The 18,167-nt window shown below is 28.7% G+C and carries 16 protein-coding genes and 1 riboswitch; of the genes, 11 read left to right on the top strand and 5 right to left on the bottom strand.

The window, feature by feature from the left end; genetic code table 11:
* Nucleotides 1-44 precede the first annotated feature (44 nt).
* The 3 genes from EK368_RS07325 to EK368_RS07315 all read left to right on the top strand — a co-directional run bounded on the left by EK368_RS07325 (nucleotide 45) and on the right by EK368_RS07315 (nucleotide 3,496).
* Entirely contained in the window at nucleotides 45-1,712 is a 1,668-nt protein-coding gene (locus EK368_RS07325) for a M3 family oligoendopeptidase (protein WP_129597972.1), read from the top strand.
* A gap of 160 nt (nucleotides 1,713-1,872) precedes the next feature.
* Nucleotides 1,873-3,168: a DUF1576 domain-containing protein gene (locus EK368_RS07320; protein WP_202976443.1), complete on the top strand. Its 1,296-nt coding sequence runs from the start codon at nucleotides 1,873-1,875 to the stop codon at nucleotides 3,166-3,168.
* Complete coding sequence (locus tag EK368_RS07315; RefSeq protein ID WP_129597970.1) at nucleotides 3,155-3,496, top strand: hypothetical protein; 342 nt, start codon at nucleotides 3,155-3,157, stop codon at nucleotides 3,494-3,496. Before EK368_RS07320 ends, EK368_RS07315 begins: the two co-directional genes overlap by 14 nt.
* 34 nt (nucleotides 3,497-3,530) lie before the next feature.
* On the opposite strand, the gene EK368_RS07310 is transcribed toward EK368_RS07315, so the two are convergent.
* The gene (locus EK368_RS07310; protein WP_129597968.1) at nucleotides 3,531-3,776 is read right to left on the bottom strand and encodes a hypothetical protein; all 246 of its coding nucleotides are present in this window, start codon (nucleotides 3,774-3,776) and stop codon (nucleotides 3,531-3,533) included.
* Nucleotides 3,777-4,005: 229 nt separating this feature from the next.
* Here EK368_RS07310 and lon point away from each other — a divergent pair, with 229 nt between their 5' ends.
* Nucleotides 4,006-6,360 carry an endopeptidase La gene (gene lon / locus EK368_RS07305; RefSeq protein ID WP_129598031.1) on the top strand — a complete coding sequence of 785 codons (2,355 nt, stop codon included), beginning with the start codon at nucleotides 4,006-4,008 and terminating at the stop codon, nucleotides 6,358-6,360.
* Complete coding sequence (yihA, locus tag EK368_RS07300) at nucleotides 6,350-6,970, top strand: ribosome biogenesis GTP-binding protein YihA/YsxC (protein WP_129597966.1); 621 nt, start codon at nucleotides 6,350-6,352, stop codon at nucleotides 6,968-6,970. The genes lon and yihA overlap by 11 nt, the downstream gene beginning before the upstream one ends.
* Nucleotides 6,971-7,013: 43 nt before the next feature.
* Here the strand turns inward: yihA and EK368_RS07295 are convergent, their stop codons facing one another.
* Together EK368_RS07295 and rd are read right to left on the bottom strand one after the other, a co-directional pair.
* Nucleotides 7,014-7,901 (bottom strand): DMT family transporter, encoded by an 888-nt coding sequence (locus EK368_RS07295; protein ID WP_129597964.1) that lies wholly within the window; start codon nucleotides 7,899-7,901, stop codon nucleotides 7,014-7,016.
* Between the two features lie 147 nt (nucleotides 7,902-8,048).
* Nucleotides 8,049-8,210, bottom strand: a complete 162-nt coding sequence (gene rd / locus EK368_RS07290) for a rubredoxin (RefSeq protein ID WP_129597962.1) — start codon at nucleotides 8,208-8,210, stop codon at nucleotides 8,049-8,051.
* A gap of 264 nt (nucleotides 8,211-8,474) precedes the next feature.
* Here rd and EK368_RS07285 point away from each other — a divergent pair, with 264 nt between their 5' ends.
* The 5 genes from EK368_RS07285 (at nucleotide 8,475) to EK368_RS07265 (ending at nucleotide 13,709) form a co-directional block, all read left to right on the top strand.
* Nucleotides 8,475-9,026, top strand: coding sequence for a chromate transporter (locus tag EK368_RS07285; RefSeq protein WP_129597960.1), 552 nt, complete (start codon nucleotides 8,475-8,477; stop codon nucleotides 9,024-9,026).
* The gene (locus tag EK368_RS07280) at nucleotides 9,010-9,531 is read left to right on the top strand and encodes a chromate transporter (protein WP_243109377.1); all 522 of its coding nucleotides are present in this window, start codon (nucleotides 9,010-9,012) and stop codon (nucleotides 9,529-9,531) included. Before EK368_RS07285 ends, EK368_RS07280 begins: the two co-directional genes overlap by 17 nt.
* A 15-nt stretch (nucleotides 9,532-9,546) precedes the next feature.
* Nucleotides 9,547-10,962 carry a glycosyl hydrolase family 18 protein gene (locus EK368_RS07275; protein ID WP_129597958.1) on the top strand — a complete coding sequence of 472 codons (1,416 nt, stop codon included), beginning with the start codon at nucleotides 9,547-9,549 and terminating at the stop codon, nucleotides 10,960-10,962.
* A gap of 56 nt (nucleotides 10,963-11,018) precedes the next feature.
* Entirely contained in the window at nucleotides 11,019-11,276 is a 258-nt protein-coding gene (locus tag EK368_RS07270) for a GIY-YIG nuclease family protein (protein ID WP_129597956.1), read from the top strand.
* Nucleotides 11,277-11,408: 132 nt separating this feature from the next.
* Nucleotides 11,409-13,709 (top strand): DNA topoisomerase, encoded by a 2,301-nt coding sequence (locus EK368_RS07265; protein WP_129597954.1) that lies wholly within the window; start codon nucleotides 11,409-11,411, stop codon nucleotides 13,707-13,709.
* Nucleotides 13,710-13,766: 57 nt separating this feature from the next.
* Nucleotides 13,767-13,943, top strand: a riboswitch (cobalamin riboswitch).
* A 153-nt stretch (nucleotides 13,944-14,096) separates the two neighbouring features.
* On the opposite strand, the gene EK368_RS07260 is transcribed toward EK368_RS07265, so the two are convergent.
* Both EK368_RS07260 and EK368_RS07255 read right to left on the bottom strand, forming a co-directional pair.
* Nucleotides 14,097-14,894 (bottom strand): CAP domain-containing protein, encoded by a 798-nt coding sequence (locus EK368_RS07260; RefSeq protein WP_129597952.1) that lies wholly within the window; start codon nucleotides 14,892-14,894, stop codon nucleotides 14,097-14,099.
* A gap of 109 nt (nucleotides 14,895-15,003) precedes the next feature.
* Entirely contained in the window at nucleotides 15,004-16,818 is a 1,815-nt protein-coding gene (locus EK368_RS07255) for a heme NO-binding domain-containing protein (protein WP_129597950.1), read from the bottom strand.
* 297 nt (nucleotides 16,819-17,115) lie between these two features.
* Here EK368_RS07255 and splB point away from each other — a divergent pair, with 297 nt between their 5' ends.
* Nucleotides 17,116-18,144: a spore photoproduct lyase gene (gene splB, locus EK368_RS07250; protein WP_129597948.1), complete on the top strand. Its 1,029-nt coding sequence runs from the start codon at nucleotides 17,116-17,118 to the stop codon at nucleotides 18,142-18,144.
* The last annotated feature ends 23 nt before the right edge of the window (nucleotides 18,145-18,167 follow it).

Raw genomic sequence — 18,167 nt, 5'->3', positions numbered from 1 at the left:
CTTTAGTAAATTATATAAATGAATAAATTTAGGATGGTGAGGAAATGAAATTTAGTGCATATATTTATAAAAGGCCAAATATAAAAAAGTATGAAGAAAAATTTAATGATTTACTTCAAAAATTTCATGATGCACAAAGTTTTGAGGAAGAAGATAGATTTTTACAAAAGATCAATCAATTAAGAAATGAATTTGAAAGTATGAAAACTATTGTGTATATTCGTCATTGTATAGATACAAAAGATTGTTTTTATAAAGAAGAACAAAATTTTTTTGATGAATATACTCCTATTTATGAAAATTTAGTTTCAAAATATTATAAGGCGTTAACAAGAGCAAAATATAAAAATGACTTAGAAAAGAAATGGGGAAGTCAACTTTTTAAAATTGCTCATATGAAAAAAAATATAGTATCTTTTAAAATTTTAAAAGATCTTAAGATGGAAAATCAGTTGATGAGTGAGTATACAAAACTATTATCCTCAGCAAAAATATATTTTAAAGGAGAATATCAAACTCTACCTCAAATGAGATCATTTCAAATGGATATAGATAGAAATACAAGAAAGAAAGGTGTAGATCAAAAATATAATTTTTTTATGAAACATGAAAAATGTTTTGATGAAATGTATGATAAATTGGTAAAAATAAGAAATCAAATGGCTCAAAGTATGGGATATAAAAATTTTGTACAATTAGGTTATGACAGAATGCTGAGAGTAGATTATAATCAAGAGATGATTGAAAATTTAAGACATAAAATTAAAAAATATATTGTTCCTTTGAGTAATAAATTAAGAGAAGAACAAAGAGAAAGATTAGGGTTAAATAAGTTATATTATTATGATGAACTTATTTATTTTAAAGAAGGAAACGTAAAATTAAAGTTAGATGCAGATGAAATTTTACATAAAGGACTAAAAATGTATGAGGATTTATCGAAGGAAACAAAATGCTTTTTTGAACATATGATCAAAAATAATTTATTAGATGTATTAAGTAAAACAGGAAAATCTCCTGCTGGATTTTGTACTTATATAAAAAACTATCAAACACCTTTCATTTTTGCAAATTTTAATGGAACAGCAGATGATATAGATGTACTTACCCATGAAGCAGGTCATGCTCTTCAAATGTATTTAAGTCGAGATTATTTCATTTCTGAATATAATTTTCCAACATTGGATGCATGTGAAATTCATGGGATGAGTATGGAATTTTTTACATATCCTTATATGGATAATTTTTTTGTAAATGCAGATGAATATAGACAAGTTCATTTAAGAGAATTTTTACATTTTATTCCTTATGGAGCATTAGTAGATGAATTTCAACACTATATTTATGAAAATCCAAATATTTCTATGAAAGAGAGAAAATATTTGTGGATGAAATTAGAAAATGAATACATTCCTTATAGAAACTATGGAGAAAATGAGTATTTAAAACACGGAGCTTATTGGCATCAACAAGGACATATTTTTAAAAATCCATTTTATTATATTGATTATGTATTAGCAGGAATTTGTGCATTACAGTTTTTTATTCAATCTAAAAAAGATTTTCAAAGTGCATGGAAAAATTACATAAATATATGTAAAGTAGGAGGTAGCAAATCATTTTTAGAACTTGTAAATATAGGGAAAATACAATCTCCTTTTGAAGAAGATTGTATCAAAAATATAATAGAAGAAATAAAAAAACAACTTTAAAATAAATTGAAAATATAAAGAAAAAACGAAATTATATATAATAATAGAAGAAAAACTTTAAAAAATGAATAAAATCTGTTAATATCAAAGTATATAGATTAAATCAAAGAAAATAGAGATATACAATAAAAAATCTATAAAAAGGAGAGATGTGTATCGTATGAAATTTGATAAAACAGAATCTATTATAAAAAAATATAAGGTAAGCAATCAAAATAGATATTTAATTACAGCAGGATACTGTATGTATTTAATAGTATTTGGATTATTGGTAGATTCTCCTCAAAACATATTAAATGGAATTTATAAAATTATTCTACAACCAGATACTTTAATTACAGACTATATTGGAGTAGGAGGTATGGGAGCTGCTTTTGTTAATTCAGGACTATTAACACTTATATTTGTATGGATGTTATATCATTTTAAAATTTATTTTAGTGGAGCTACTATGGCTTCTTTATTTTTAATACTAGGTTTTAGTTTTTTTGGTAAAAATTTATTTAATGTATGGTTTATTGTAGTGGGTGTCTATTTATATGCAAAAGTACAAAAGGATAAATTTTTAAAATATATCTATGTAGCTTTATTTGGAACAGCTATGGCACCTATAGTTACAGAAATGTTTTTTTATACTCATTTTTCTATTTATGGAAGAATAGTGATTGGAAGTATAGTTGGAGTCAGTATAGGGTTTATTTTACCACCGTTATCTGCTTATATGATGAAGGTTCATCAAGGATTTGACTTATATAATATAGGTTTTACAGCAGGAATGATTGGAACTATATTTGTTTCTGTATTTAAGTCATATGGATTTGAACCACATATGCAATTTATATGGACTACAGGAAATAATAAAATTTTATCTGTATTTTTATTTTTTATGTTTTCATCTATGATTTGTATTGGATTTTACTTTAATGATAAATCTTTTAAAAGAGTAAAAGATATTATGAAATATGAAGGAAGATTGATTACAGACTTTATATTGTTAGAGGGATTTGCTCCTACCTTAATAAATATGGGTATAAATGGTTTATTATCAACTATATATATTCTTTTAGTAGGAGGAGATTTAAATGGACCTACTATTGGAGGAATTTTGACAGTATCAGGATTTGGAGCATTTGGAAAACACTCTAAAAATATTATTCCTATATGGATAGGTGTTTATATTGGAGCTCTTACAAAAATGTGGAGTATAAATGATGCTTCTATTTTGCTTGCAGCTTTATTTGGAACGTCACTAGCTCCTATTGCAGGAGAATTTGGATGGAAATATGGTGTTTTAGCAGGTTTTATTCATTCATCAGTAGTATTAAATGTAGGTATTTTGCATGGAGGATTAAATCTTTATAATAATGGTTTTGCCGCAGGTATTGTAGCAGCAGTATTACTACCTGTCATTCAAGCTTTTAGACAAGAAGGGATGATTGATCATGAAACACACTAAACAAAGGATCAGTAAGATTGTAGACGAGATGTTAAATTATTTTTTCTTAATAGGTGCTACAGATATTGAAGTTCATTTAAAAGATGAAGAGGAGTTTTATAAGATTTTTCTAAAAAGTAATTATACAAAAGGACAAGAAAATAGAATAGAAGAGTTGATTCGATATTTAGAAGCTCCAAAACAAGAAGAGATGGAAGAATATTATTGGGAGCTTGCAGGAGCTTGTGATATGGATACAGAACTTACTTTGATAGGGATGATGATTGATAAAGGGGAAGTGAATTTTACACAAGATAAAATAGAACTTACTTTATATAAAAAGAAATAAAAAATGATGAAACCACCCGTTTGGGTGGCTTTGTTTACATATAAAGTTTATTCATAAGGTTTTTAACTGTTCGTTCAAATGCAATCAAATAATATTTATTGTTTAAATCTTTTTCTAATTGTTTTATTTTTTCTAATTCTTGTTCAGAAAGAGTAGCAAAAGGGGGATATTGTTTTAATTGTTGATATTGTTGATAATTAATATATTGAAGCTGTAGGACATGATAAAGACATCTTTGGTATCTTAAGAATAAATCATAATTAGATGGATAACAATGCATCTATACACCTCCTCTTTTGTAAAATTATATGTATGATCATGAAGCTTTGTCCATTTTATTTTTAAAAAATTTTATCATTATGGAAAAACGTTGAAAAAAAAACCCTCTTTCTATATAATAATGTACTATAAGAAAGAGTTTGAAAATAAGTACATAGGATACATATAAGAGAATAAATTTTTTGAAATTACAAAAAATAAGCGATATCAGTGTACATAATGAGGAGTTGATGATTTTGGTAGACAAAAAAATGAAAAAACATGAATTGCCCCTGATTCCTTTAAGAGGACTTTCAGTTTTTCCATATATGGTATTACATTTTGATGTAGGGAGAGAAAAATCCATTAGTGCTTTAGAAGAAGCAATGATCAATGATCAAATGGTGTTTTTAACTACCCAAAAAGAAGCGGAAAAGGATAATCCAACACAAGAAGATTTTTATCAAGTAGGAACTATATCTAAGATTAAACAAATGTTAAAGCTTCCTGGAGATGCTATTAGAGTATTGGTAGAAGGTGTAAGCCGAGCAAAAATTATAGAAATTGTATCAGAAGAGCCATATTTCAAATGTGAAGTAGAAGAACAAATTTATGAAGAAGAAATAGAAATAGGCAAAGAATTAGAAGCATTTATGAGGACTGTCATTAATTCTTTTGAAGATTATGTAAGTCTTAGCAATCGTACTTCTCCTGAAGCATTTATGAATATCACAGAGATAGAAGAGCCTGGAAGACTTGCAGATGTAATTGCTTCTCACCTGGTTTTAAAGATTGAGCAAAAACAAGAAATATTAGATGCATTTGATCCTAAAGATAGATTAGAAGTTTTATACAAAATATTATTAAGAGAGATCGAAGTATTAGAAATTGAAAAAGATATTAATAGCAGAGTGAAAAAACAAATTAATAAAGTACAAAAAGAGTATTACTTAAAAGAACAATTAAAGGCCATTCAAGAAGAATTAGGAGAAGAAGGAGGTTTATACGAAGAAGTAGATGAATATAAAGAAAAAATAAAAAAAGCAAAACTTCCTTCTGATGTGGAAAAAAAAGTAAATAAAGAATTGGACAGGCTTTTTAAATTGTCTCCAAATTCAGCAGAAGGAGGAGTCATTAGAACTTATGTAGATTGGATACTAGATCTTCCATGGGCAAAACAAACGAAAGATACTATTAATATAAAAAAAGCAAAAAATATATTAGATGAAGATCATTATGGACTAAAAGACGTAAAAGAAAGAATACTAGAATATCTTGCTATAAGACAATTGGCAAAGGAAATGAAAGGACCTATTCTTTGTTTGGTAGGACCTCCAGGAGTAGGAAAAACTTCTATTGCAAAATCTATTGCCAGATCCTTAAATAGAAAATTTGTCAGGATGTCTTTAGGAGGAGTAAGAGATGAAGCAGAGATTCGTGGACATAGAAGAACTTATGTAGGAGCAATCCCAGGAAGAATTATGTCTGCTATGAAAGAAGCAGAATCTAAAAATCCAGTATTTTTATTTGATGAAATAGATAAATTAAGTAGTGATTTTAGAGGAGATCCAGCTTCAGCTCTTTTAGAAGTACTAGATCCAGAACAAAACAAAGAATTTACAGACCACTATCTAGAAGTTCATTTTGATCTTTCAAAAGTCATGTTTATTACTACTGCAAATAGTTTAGGAACTATCCCAAGACCACTTCTTGATCGTATGGAAGTTATAGAGGTATCAGGATACACAGAAGAAGAAAAATTAAAAATTTCACAAAGATATTTGCTACCAAAGCAAAAGAAAGAGCATGGACTGAAAGAAAATGATTTGCAAATATCAGAACAAACTATAAGAGATGTGATTAATTACTATACAAGAGAATCAGGAGTAAGAAATTTAGAAAGAAAAATAGCAACTCTTTGCAGAAAAACAGCAAAAAGAGTTGTTGAGGAAAAAGTAAAAATTGTTCGAATCAACACTAAAACTTTAGTTAATTATCTTGGAAGTAAAAAATATAGATATGAAAAAATTAAAGAAAATCATGAAATAGGTATTGCTACAGGCTTAGCTTGGACAAGAGTGGGTGGAGAAACTTTATCTATTGAAGTGACAACGATGAAAGGAAATGGAAAACTAGTTCTTACAGGACAACTTGGAGATGTGATGAAGGAATCTGCACAAGCAGGAATTAGTTATATTCGTTCTAAAATTGATGATCTTCATATTCCAGAAGATTTTTATCAAAAGTTAGATATGCATCTTCATATTCCAGAAGGAGCCATTCCAAAAGATGGACCATCAGCAGGGGTCACTATGGCAACAGCAGTGATCTCAGAGCTTACAAAAATACCTGTAGATAAAAATGTAGCTATGACAGGAGAAATTACATTAAGGGGAAGAGTTCTTCCAGTAGGAGGAATTAAAGAAAAGGTATTGGCAGCAAATCGTGCAGGTATTACTAAAATACTTCTTCCTATAGACAATCAAAAGGACATAGAAGAAATACCAGAACCAGTAAGAAAAAAAATAGAATTTATACTCATTGAAAATATGGATCAAGTATTAGAGCATGCATTGGTTCGGAAGGAAGAAAAAAATGAAGATTAAAAGTGCAGAAATTATTATTAGTGCAGTAAAAAAAGAACAATATCCAAGCATAGAGGTTCCAGAAGTTGCTTTTGCAGGCAGATCAAATGTAGGAAAATCATCACTAATCAATCTTTTATTAAATAGAAAAAAGCTTGCAAGAACGAGTTCAAGTCCAGGTAAAACTCAAACTATTAATTTTTATGGTATTAATGAAGAATTTCGATTTGTAGATTTACCTGGATACGGATATGCAAAGGTGTCTAAAGCTCATAAAGAGCAATGGGGAAAAATGATGGAAACCTATTTAAATCATAGAGAAAATTTATTAGAAGTTTTTCAACTTGTAGACATTAGGCACACACCAACTATTCAAGACAAACAAATGTATGAGTGGATCAAATCTGTAGGCTTTAATGGAATTGTCATTGCAACTAAGCTTGATAAAATTAAAAGAGGACAAAGACAAAAACATATTCAAATGATTAAAAAAGAATTAAATATGACTTCAGATGATATTTTAATTCCTGTGTCAGCAGCAAGTAGAGAAGGAAAAGAAGAAATATGGAAAATTATTACTGAAATTTTTGAAGTTAATGGTTTTCAATTTGAACAAAAACAATCACTATAAATTTTTATAGTGATTGTTTTTATATAAGAAATTTATATATATCTTAAAGAAGTGGATCTTTTCTTTTTTTAAATAAAGTAAGTTCTCCTCCTAGTTCAGCTAAAAGCATAGCAAAAATAATCAAAAATCCTCCAAACATTCCTTTAGAGCTTAAAATTTCTCCTAATAAAAAATATCCAAATATACTGGCAAAGACAGGTTCGCCTGTAAAAATAAGAGCTGTATGGGTAGCTGTAGTATATCTTTGTACAGCATTTTGAATAATAAAGGCACCAGAAGTACATATAAAGCTTAAAAATAAAACATCTGTCCATACTTTTGTACCTGTAGGAATAATAGGATTTTCAAATATTAAGCTTACAATGGCACTTAATATACTTACGACTGCAATTTGTAAGATAGCAAGATTAATAGGATCGACTTTTACTGCATATTTTGAAATAGCTAAAATTTGAAAAGCAAAACAAAACGTACATAAAAAGGTGTAAAAATCTCCTATATTTAAAGAAAGTTCTCCATCTAGGGTTAAAAGAGCGAGTCCAAAAGTAGCAATAATAATTCCTATGATACAAGGAAGATTAGGAAGCTTTTTTAATAAAAGAGCAGAAAAAACAGGAACAAACACTACAGATAAACAGCTGATAAAAGCTGATTTAGAAGCTGTAGTATAATTAAGCCCAAAGGTTTGTAATGCATATCCTAAAAACATGATGATACCAATGAATATTGCATATTTTATTGTAGCTTTATCTAAATTTAACATTCGTTTATAAAAAACAATTGCTGAGCTAGCAGCAGCAATAAAAAATCGAACAGCTAAAAAATTAAAAGTAGACATGGCATCTAAAGAATTTTTCGTAAGAATAAATGATATTCCCCAAGTCAGTGTTACTACAAATAATGCCAAATCTGCTTTATATTTCATCTTCATATAATGCTCCTCCTTATGGTATACTAATATTCCAACAAATATTCTATCATAAATATAAAAAAATTACATTATATTGTCGCATATACTTATGTATAAAATATATAATGTAAAGAGCTTCCATATATATTTATGGAAGCTCTTTAGAAACTATTCTACAATTTCAAACATATCTTTAGAAACGCCACATACAGGGCATAACCAGTCATCTGGAATATCTTCAAATGCCGTACCAGGAGCAATACCGCTATCTGGATCGCCTACTTTAGGATCATAAATATATCCACAGGGTGTACATTCATATTTTTTCATAAAATGCTCTCCTTTCAAATTTACTTATGTATTATAAAAAAATTTATTCTAAACTAATTTTACCCAACTATTTACTGTCCTAAACAAAAATAAATAATTGTATATCTACAAAATTGACAGAAAAATAGTTCTCATATACAATTTTAGGAAGAAAGTATTTTATCAAAAGATTGATTAAGTAAATTTTGCTTTGATACATTATAGAAATTATGAATAAACCATAGTTTCTTATGTATTATAAAAAAGAAAAAGAGAGGAAAATATATGAATCCATTGATAAAGATGTTTCTTATTTTTGCAAAAATAGGTACTTTCACATTAGGTGGAGGATATGCTATGATTCCACTGATCCAAAAGGAAGTTGTAGAAAAAAATAAGTGGATAGAAGAAGAAGAGTTTATAGATATTATTGCTTTATCTCAAACTGTTCCAGGAGCTTTGGCTATTAATGCTTCCACTTATATAGGCTATAGGCTTTTTGGAATATGGGGAGGCATTATAGGGTGTTTAGGAACTATGCTTCCTTCTGTAATTATTATTTTAATAGTAGCTACTTTTTTTACTCAATTTCAAAAAATTTCCTTGATTCAAGCAATTTTTAAAGGAATAAGACCAGCTGTAGTAGCCTTAATTTTAGTAGCAGTGATAAAACTATCTAAATCTATTCCTACAAATAGGCTTTATATTCTATGGATTTTAACTAGTGTTATTGGAATTAGTGTATTTCATATACATCCTATTTTGATTATCATATTTTCAGGAATTTTAGGATACAAATTGTTCAAAGGAGATAAAGATCATGGAAGTGATTGTTAAAATATTTTTTACTTTTATAAAAATTGGGGCATTTAGTTTTGGTGGAGGACTTGCTATGCTTCCATTTATAGAAAAAGAAATTGTATACAATCATCAGTGGATTACCTCGGAAGAATTTGTCGATATTATTGCCATTGCACAAATGACACCAGGCCCTATTGCTATCAATTCATCTACATTTGTAGGATATAAAGTGCAAGGAATTATAGGGGCTATGGTTGGAAGTATAGGAATTGTGATTCCATCTTTTATTCTAATTATTATTTTAGCAAAATATTTTACAAATATGAAAGACAATAAAGCTACTAAAGCTGTTTTTAAGGGAATAAGACCAGCTGTGCTAGGACTTATTTTAAGTGCTGCAATATCTGTTGGAAAAACTGCTTTATTGGATATGAAAAGTGTATTGATTGCACTTATTGTTTTATTTTTACTCAAAAAAGTTAATCTACATCCCATATTGGCAATTGTAGTTGCTGGAATTATGGGGGCGATTTTATATTAGAAAAGGGGGTAGAAAATGAAATACTCAAAGAAAATTTTCATTCTTATATTTGCTACCAGTGTAATAGTAGGAAGTCTTATTGGTATAATGAAATGGGGAACAAATAAAGAAATGAAACTTATGATTCATAATGAGGAAATAAAAGGGTATTCTTCTCCAATTGTAGAAAATAAGGAAATTTATTTGTCCTTTGAAGTTATAAAAGATCATCTTTACCAAGATATATTATTAAATGCAGAGCAAAAAAGAGTGTATATTCATCTTGGCGATGAGCTGAATATCAACATACCTATAAAAAAAATAGATGATCATAATTATGTTCCAATCAAATTATTAGAAAAGGTTTTAGGATTATCTATAGAACACAATAAAGAAGATATTGTATCTATAGATAAATCTTTTGTGAATATGGAAAATGTAAAAGAAAATATATCTGTAGAAAGAAAGGCTTTTTCAAAAAATGGGAAAAATATAAATATTGCGTGGGAATATATTCATGAAGAGTCTAAGGATATTTCACAAGAAGATAAGATTCATTCATTAGATGTATTAGTACCTACATGGTTTAGTATAATAGATGATCAGGGGACGGTTAAGAATAAAGGGGACAAAGCATATGTAATGAATGCTCATAAAAAGGGATACAAGGTATGGGGACTTGTAGACAATAGCTTTGATCCTAAACTGACATCTACTATATTAAATGATATAAATGTAAGAAACAAAGTAATAGATCAGATACTCATCTATGCAGATCTATATGAATTAGATGGAATCAATATTGACTTTGAAAATATATATTACAAAGATCAAAAAGCTTTGGTAGATTTCATGAAAGAGTTAAGTCAATATACAAAAGAGAAAAATATTGTTTTATCTATTGATGTAACAGTTCCATCTAGTAGTGAACAATGGTCTAAGGTATATGATCGAAAGGCTTTAAGTGAAATAGTAGATTATGTAGCAGTAATGGCATACGATGAACATTGGGCTAGTAGTCCTGTAAGTGGATCAGTGGCATCTATTGGATGGGTAGAGAAGGGAATACAAAATAGTCTAGAATCTATTCCAAATGAAAAAATTCTTTTAGGATTGCCTTTTTATACAAGGATTTGGAAAGAGTTTGATGGTAAAGTAGAATCAAAGGCTATTTCCATGAATTATGCAAAACAAATCATAGAAGAAAAAAATGCATTAGTGAGTTGGAATGAAGAAGTAGGACAATATTATGCTCAATATGAAGAAGATCATATGGTCTATAAAATATGGCTTGAAGATCCAAGATCTATTGCTTTAAAAGTAAGTCTTATAAAAAAATATGATCTTGCTGGAACGGGTTCGTGGAGAAGAGGATTTGAAGCAGAGGAAGTTTGGATGGTTTTACAGAAAATGACTAAAGATCAAAAAACTTATGCTCAATTAGGATATTAAGGAGAAAGCTTAGCTTTCTCCTTAATAATTTAGTATAATAAATAAGAGGTGGTACGATGTATTTTGCTTATATGGTACGATGTAGTGATACTTCTTTATATAGTGGATATACAAAAGGGATCACTCCTATGAAAAGAGTAGATGTACATAATAATGGAATAGGTAGTAAATACACTAGAGCGAGATTACCAGTAAAATTAGTATATTATGAACAATTTCAGACTAAAAGAGAAGCTATGAAAAGAGAATATGAATTTAAAAAACTTACTAAAATACAAAAGGAAGAACTAGTAAAAGAATTTGGGTTAGAATAAAACAATAACAATTATGTTATAATGTAAGAAAGACTATGAAAAATAAAAATATCGAGCATATCATATGCTCGATATTTTATTGTAACATATAGATGAATGAGTTATTAATTGCATAGAAAGTGGAGTGTTTACATGAACAAGGCTTTATATATTACAGAAAAACCTAGTGTGGCATTAGAATTTGCAAAAGTTTTAAATATTAAAGGAAGTAAAAAAGATGGTTATATTGAGTCAAATGAAGCAGTTATTTCTTGGTGTGTAGGACATTTGGTAAATATGAGTTATCCAGAAAAGTATGATCCGAAATATAAAAAATGGAATTTGGAAGATCTTCCATTTTTACCAAAAGAATATAAATATGAAATCATAAAAAATGTTCAAAAACAATTTAATATTGTAAAGACTCAAATGAAGAGAAAAGATATATCTACCATATATGTGTGTACGGATTCAGGGCGTGAGGGAGAATATATATATAGATTAGTAGATGATATGGTAAAAGTAAATAAAATAAAAAAAAGAGTTTGGATTGATTCTCAGACAGAGGAAGAAATAAAAAAAGGTGTAAAAAATGCAAAACCATTAGCTGAATATGACCATTTATCAGACGCAGCTTATCTAAGAGCTAAAGAAGATTATTTGATGGGAATTAATTTTTCAAGGTTACTTACTCTTTGCTATGGAAATCAATTGAGCAAGGAATTAGGGAAAAAATATGTAGTAATTGCTGTAGGAAGAGTTATGACGTGTGTACTTGGAATGATTGTTCAAAGGGAGAGAGAAATTCGTGATTTTGTAAAAACTCCTTATTATAAGATTTTATCAAGCTTTTTATTTGAAGAAATATTAGAATATGAAGGAGAATGGAAGTCTTTAGAAGGATCGAAATATTATATGTCTAATTTATTATTTAAGGATATTGGATTTAAAGAAAAAGAGGATGCAAAAGAGTTTATACAAGAACTAAAAAAAGATAATGAAGAATGTATGGCGATCATCGAAGATGTGAAAAGAAAAAAAGAAAAGAAAAATCCTCCTCTTCTTTACAATTTAGCAGAACTACAAAATGAATGTTCTAAGAAATTTAAATTAAGTCCTGATGAAACACTTAAAGTTGTTCAAAAGCTATATGAAAGAAAAATGCTTACTTATCCTAGGACTGATGCTAGAGTTTTGTCAAAGGCTGTAGCAAAAGAAATCCATAAAAATATAAAAGGTCTTTTAAATATCAAAAAATCATGTAATTTAGATAAAAAAGATGAAAAAATTAACGAATTTGTACAAAAAATAGTAGGTGAAGAGTTATATAAAGGACTAGAAAAAACAAAATATGTAAATGATAAAGCTATTACAGATCACTATGCTATTATTCCAACAGGACAGGGAATAGGAAATTTTAATAAATTAGCAGAAACAGAAAAAGAAATATTTTTGATTGTAGTAAGAAGATTTTTAGCAATATTTTATCCACAGGCTGTATTTAGTCAATTAGCCATTACGACTCGAATAAAGGAAGAACGTTTTTTTACTACTTCTAAAGTGTGTATACAAGAAGGATATTTAGAAGTATTAGGAGAAAATAAAAAAAGTGAAGGATCAAAAGCAGATCAAATAGAAACTCTAGAAAAGTTAAAAAAAGGACAAAAGATAAAATTTAAAGATATATCTATAAAGGAATCTGAAACAACTCCACCCAAAAGATATAATTCTGGTTCTATGATTTTGGCTATGGAGAATGCAGGAAAACTTATTGAAGATGATGAATTAAGAGAACAAATCAAAGGAAGTGGAATAGGAACGAGTGCTACAAGGGCTGAAATATTAAATAAATTACAAAAAATTCAATATGTAAAATTAAATAAAAAAACACAAATCCTTACGCCTACTCAAATGGGAGAGATGATCTATGATGTAGTTTGCAAGTCTATTCCTTCTTTGTTGAAACCAGAACTTACTGCAAGTTGGGAAAAGGGGCTTGGAATGATTGCAGACGGAGAGATAAAGTCTGATGAGTATATGAAAAAATTAGAAGCTTATATTATGAAAAATACACAAAAAGTATTAGAATTTAGTAAGGGAAGAAATTCTATGAATTCATATCCAACGACAAAGTATAAAGAAAACAGAAAAAATAAAAATTCATTAGGAAAATGTATAGCTTGTAGAGAAGGAGATATTTTAGAAAATAGAAAAGCTTTTTATTGTAGCTATTGGAAGAAAAATTGTAAATTTACTGTATGGAAAAATAGTTTAGAACTATATGGTCAAAAGGTAACAAGCGAAATGATAGAAACTATTATTAAAGACGGACAAATCCATAATTTTCATATGGTTTTACCTCAAACAAAAGAAAAATGTAGAGCAACTCTTCAATTTAAAGAAGATAAAAGTGGAGATTTACAATTTAAAAACGTAACAAGAATAGAGAAATGAGAATGTATTTCAAAAAATTTGACAAGTATTAGAAATTATAGTATAATAATAACAAATTGAAAATTTTGTACATTAGGTACTACTTAAGTTTAATAGGGAAGTTCGGTGAAACACCGACACAGCCCCCGCTACTGTAAATGATGACGAAACCTTTGAAACCACTGTGAAAACGGGAAGGTAAAGGGAGTAGAATGATTCATGAGTCAGGAGACCTGCCTATTGTCAATATTGCTACCTTCGGTGGGGAGGTAATGCGTAATGTTTTATAACTATACGTAAGTGAAACCCTGCCTAAAAGCAGGGTTTTATTTAATATTATGAAAAATGGTCTAGTTTTTCAGAAATTTTTCCTCTTTTTAAATCTCTCATGTATGGAGAGATTTTTTTTTATTTCCCTATAAACATTTGTGTATACATTTTGCCGTACTTACCACCATTCTTTACACCAATACCTACATGAGTAAAATTAGGATTTAAAATATTTTCTCTATGTCCTTTAGAATTCATCCATGCAGTATGAGCATCTTGAACAGATGGATTTCCAGCGATATTTTCACCAGCATATGCATATTCAACACCAAATTGTTTTAACATATCAAAAGGACTACCATAGGTTGGAGAGTTATGGCTAAAGTAATTATTGTCAATCATATCCTGTGATTTTAGTCGAGCTACTTTGGTAACCTGCAAGTCTAATTGAAGTGGTTTTAGACCTTGTTTTGTCCGTTCTCCATTTAAAAGACGAAGTATTTCATCTTCATTGGAAGTAAGTTGTCCTACCGTGTCTGTAGGTGTTTGTTCTTGTGTAGCTCTTGTGGGTGTTTGTTCTTGTGTAGTTCTTGTGGGTGTTTGTTCTTGTGTAGCTCTTGTAGGCTGTAGATGAGGTTTTGCGTCGTCTGAAGATACAGTTCCTACTTTTTTATCTTCTGTTTCAATAATATAAGAATTTCCCATTTCTCCTATGACATCATAAATTTCTCCCTTTGAGAGATTTTTTACAATAGGAGAGTTTTTGTCTTGTCCTGACCTACAAGTTGCATTGTCTTTTGTAACTTCAATTTGTTTGACTTGTCCTTTTTCGAAAATTGATGAAGTTAAGGGCTTTGGTTTAGGCTTTTGTTGTGGAGTTGTACAGCTTGTTAATACAAAAATTGAAAGAATGAAAAAGATCAATATTTTTTTCATATTTTTATCACCTCGATGATAGTATTACCTTTCAAAAAAAAATAATTTACACATTAATGTGTAAATTATTGTATAAACAAATAAAATATGGAATTCTAAATATTATATTTTATATTTTATATTTTTTTAATTCTCCTCTTAAGCTATTTGCTAATATTTCAAGTTGAGCAATATAATCCATCAGATCTTTGATTTTACTAGAATATTCTATAACATTGGCACTCATTTCTTGTGTTGCTGCAGAATTTTCTTCTGCAATAGCTGCTAATGAATGTATATTTTGGAATACACTTGAAATCTTTTGAGTTTCAGATGATAGAGCTTCTACTAAAGAAACAATTTGATTGGATACAATAGTAATTTCATTGGTTGCCTTCTCATTATCTATTGCTACTGTATCTAAAATTTTATTATTATGTTCAAGATTATAAAATTGATGAGTTACTTGTTCAATCATCTGTTTTACATCATTTGTAAATACTTGAAGGTTTTGGTTGATGGTTTTTACTGCATTTTTAGAATCCTCTGCAAGATTTCTAATTTCTTCCGCTACTACTGTAAATCCTCTTCCCATTTCTCCAGCACGAGCAGCTTCTATGGCTGCATTTAAAGCTAAAAGGTTAGTTTGATCAGATATTTGTTCTACAGTAGTGACAATATCGATAATATTTTGAACTCGATTCGATAAATCTTCTCCTTGTTGATTCACAATAGAAAATTCATTTTTCATTTGTAATAAACTATTAGCTACATTTTGTACTTCTCCATAAGACTTACGAATATCTTCTACTGCTTTTTCAAGTTGAATTTTACTAGTTGCTTCTTGTTCTGCTAAATGATTGAGTGTTTCTATATTATCATTGAGAGTATGCACAGAACTTTCTGTTTCTTCAGCTTGATGAACAGCTCCGTTGGCTACTTCTTGAACTAAACTTGATATTCCATCAGATACACCTTTCATTTCATTGGCAACAGTAGAAAATTTCACAATGAAATTGTGCATATCATCTGTTCCCCCTTTTAAAAATAGGAAATCCTTTTGAATATTTTCTTTGATTTGATTAATAGATTCTATATAATTCTCAAATTCATCTCCAGTTTGTATTTGGGCATGTCCTTCAAAATCTAAATCAGACAATTTAGTTAGTTCTTCTTGAACATTTTTTATTGGAGATAAAACAATACTACTTATAAAAAATGAGATACCTCCTATAAGAAGAGTTTTTATAATAGAACCTAAAAGTGAAGTATTTCCAAATGGAATCAATAATAAAATAAAAGTAAGTACAGCTATAGATAAAGCAATTTTTACAGGGACACTTTGAATAAAACCATAAGATAAAAGATGATTGATTTTATATTTTTTGCTCATTTTATTATCTTTTTCAAGAGTAATATGTACCTTCATATACTGAGTACCATCTTTTTGTTGTCCTTTTTCTAGATGTTCTACTTCTATTTTTTCGTTAAAAAAAGAAGCACTTCCTTCTAATAATCCTAAGAAGTAATCAAACATTCCGCGTTTGGATTGATATAAAATTTCAATTTTTTTAGGGCCTACCTCTTTTGCAATGAGCCTTGGAGGTTTTGCACCACTTATCATTTTGGTAAGCTGTGAATGGACATGATCCATCATCATCAAAAAGCTTTTTAGGCTATATCTTTCAAAATAAGATGGAAACCAAGAACGAAATGTTTCGATATTGTTTTTTCCTAATTCATGCCATATAGAAGATGATGTTTTTCCAGTGATTTTTCCTATAGATTCTATAACTTTTATAGGTTCATCATCAGGAATATCTTCTAAAGGAGTAATGACTTTATCACTGTCCCAGCCTACTGATTGTGTAGCTTTTTGAACAATTTCTTTTCCGTATAATTTTTCTAGACTGTTTACCCAAGTAGATACTACAGTACCCTTCATAACGGTTCCTCCTAAACATTCAATTTGATTCATATATTAATAATTTTATTATATTATATATAAGCATACAAAACAATCATATACATAGTATGTATACCTAAAGAAAAATTTTTAAAACATGTATAAAAAACAAAAAGTTGGAAAAAATTAAGATGTAAGAAAATCCATTCCATTTAAAAGTCTTTGAACTTTTAAATGCACCTTATTCCCACCCACAACTCATCATAAGAAAAGGGTAGCTATTAAGTTACCCTTTTCTTGTGCAACGAAAAAATTTTTATTGAAAGAAGGAATAATATGACAAACCTTTGGATTCCAGATCGAGTATATTTTGAACCTGTTGCCATGGAATTTTCTATCGGCAAAAGAATATTGTCATTTTGTAAAGAACATAATATTCCTATTTTACAAACTACTTCTCACAATCAAGTAAGAGATATTCCAGGAAAAACAGCAAAAGAGAAGTTTGCCAATGCAAAAAAAACATTAGTTGTAGGAACAAAAAAAAGCTTAAAACTAGAGGTGTGTAAGCCTTCAGCAGATTATCAGTTCTCCCTTATGACCAATTGTCCAGGAAATTGTGAGTATTGTTATCTTTATACAACTCAAGGGAAAAAGCCCTATGTAAGAGTATATGTAAATACAGATGAAATTTTTAATACCATTGAAAAATACATCAACGAAAAAGCTCCAAATACAACAGTGTTTGAGGTAGCTAGTACGGGAGATCCTTTAGCTGTAGAGCATATTACAGGAAGCTTAAGAGAAACAATTGAATATTTTGGAAAAAACGCACATGGAAAATTAAGAGTAGTGACCAAATTTTCAAATGTAGATTCTATTCTTGATGCAAAGCATAATGGAAATACTAGATTTCGCTTTTCTATTAATTCAGATTATGTAAGTCATAATTTTGAGCATAATACAGATTCTTTACAAGATCGATTAAAGGCTGCAGAAAAAGTAGGAAAAGCTAGATATCCACTAGGATTTATTATTGCACCTATTATGATTTATACCAATTGGAAAGAAGAATATGAAAAATTAATACAAAGTCTTTATGAACATATACATTTTGTAGAGAATGATTCTATTACTTTTGAACTCATACAGCATAGATTTACCAAAAATGCAAAAGAAATTATTTTGAATCGTTATCCAAATACGAAATTAGATATGGATGAAGAAAAAAGAAAATTGAAGTATGGAAAATACGGCAGGATGAAATATGTTTATCCAAAGGAAGAAGCAGAAGAAATAAAAAATTACTTATCTGATTTGATTATGAAATATTTTAAAAATGCAAAAATTGAGTATTTTACATAAGCTCCATTGCCCAAGAGTTTAGA

The sequence above is a fragment of the Anaerophilus nitritigenes genome, assembly GCF_004138215.1.
Classification (GTDB): domain Bacteria; phylum Bacillota; class Clostridia; order Peptostreptococcales; family Thermotaleaceae; genus Anaerophilus; species Anaerophilus nitritogenes.
The sequence above is the reverse complement of the archived record's forward strand: the minus strand, read 5'-3'. Positions and strand labels throughout refer to the sequence as shown.

Bases quoted from the DNA above. Each gene is read 5' to 3' on its own strand.
- EK368_RS07315 (WP_129597970.1), top strand. From the start codon at position 3,155: ATGAAACACACTAAACAAAGGATCAGTAAGATTGTAGACGAGATGTTA.
- EK368_RS07325 (WP_129597972.1), top strand. From the start codon at position 45: ATGAAATTTAGTGCATATATTTATAAAAGGCCAAATATAAAAAAGTAT.
- splB (WP_129597948.1), top strand. From the start codon at position 17,116: ATGACAAACCTTTGGATTCCAGATCGAGTATATTTTGAACCTGTTGCC.
- yihA (WP_129597966.1), top strand. From the start codon at position 6,350: ATGAAGATTAAAAGTGCAGAAATTATTATTAGTGCAGTAAAAAAAGAA.
- EK368_RS07320 (WP_202976443.1), top strand. From the start codon at position 1,873: ATGAAATTTGATAAAACAGAATCTATTATAAAAAAATATAAGGTAAGC.
- EK368_RS07260 (WP_129597952.1), bottom strand. From the start codon at position 14,894: ATGAAAAAAATATTGATCTTTTTCATTCTTTCAATTTTTGTATTAACA.
- EK368_RS07295 (WP_129597964.1), bottom strand. From the start codon at position 7,901: ATGAAGATGAAATATAAAGCAGATTTGGCATTATTTGTAGTAACACTG.
- EK368_RS07270 (WP_129597956.1), top strand. From the start codon at position 11,019: ATGTATTTTGCTTATATGGTACGATGTAGTGATACTTCTTTATATAGT.
- EK368_RS07280 (WP_243109377.1), top strand. From the start codon at position 9,010: ATGGAAGTGATTGTTAAAATATTTTTTACTTTTATAAAAATTGGGGCA.
- EK368_RS07285 (WP_129597960.1), top strand. From the start codon at position 8,475: ATGAATCCATTGATAAAGATGTTTCTTATTTTTGCAAAAATAGGTACT.
- rd (WP_129597962.1), bottom strand. From the start codon at position 8,210: ATGAAAAAATATGAATGTACACCCTGTGGATATATTTATGATCCTAAA.
- EK368_RS07275 (WP_129597958.1), top strand. From the start codon at position 9,547: ATGAAATACTCAAAGAAAATTTTCATTCTTATATTTGCTACCAGTGTA.
- lon (WP_129598031.1), top strand. From the start codon at position 4,006: ATGATTTTGGTAGACAAAAAAATGAAAAAACATGAATTGCCCCTGATT.
- EK368_RS07265 (WP_129597954.1), top strand. From the start codon at position 11,409: ATGAACAAGGCTTTATATATTACAGAAAAACCTAGTGTGGCATTAGAA.
- EK368_RS07310 (WP_129597968.1), bottom strand. From the start codon at position 3,776: ATGCATTGTTATCCATCTAATTATGATTTATTCTTAAGATACCAAAGA.
- EK368_RS07255 (WP_129597950.1), bottom strand. From the start codon at position 16,818: ATGAAGGGTACTGTAGTATCTACTTGGGTAAACAGTCTAGAAAAATTA.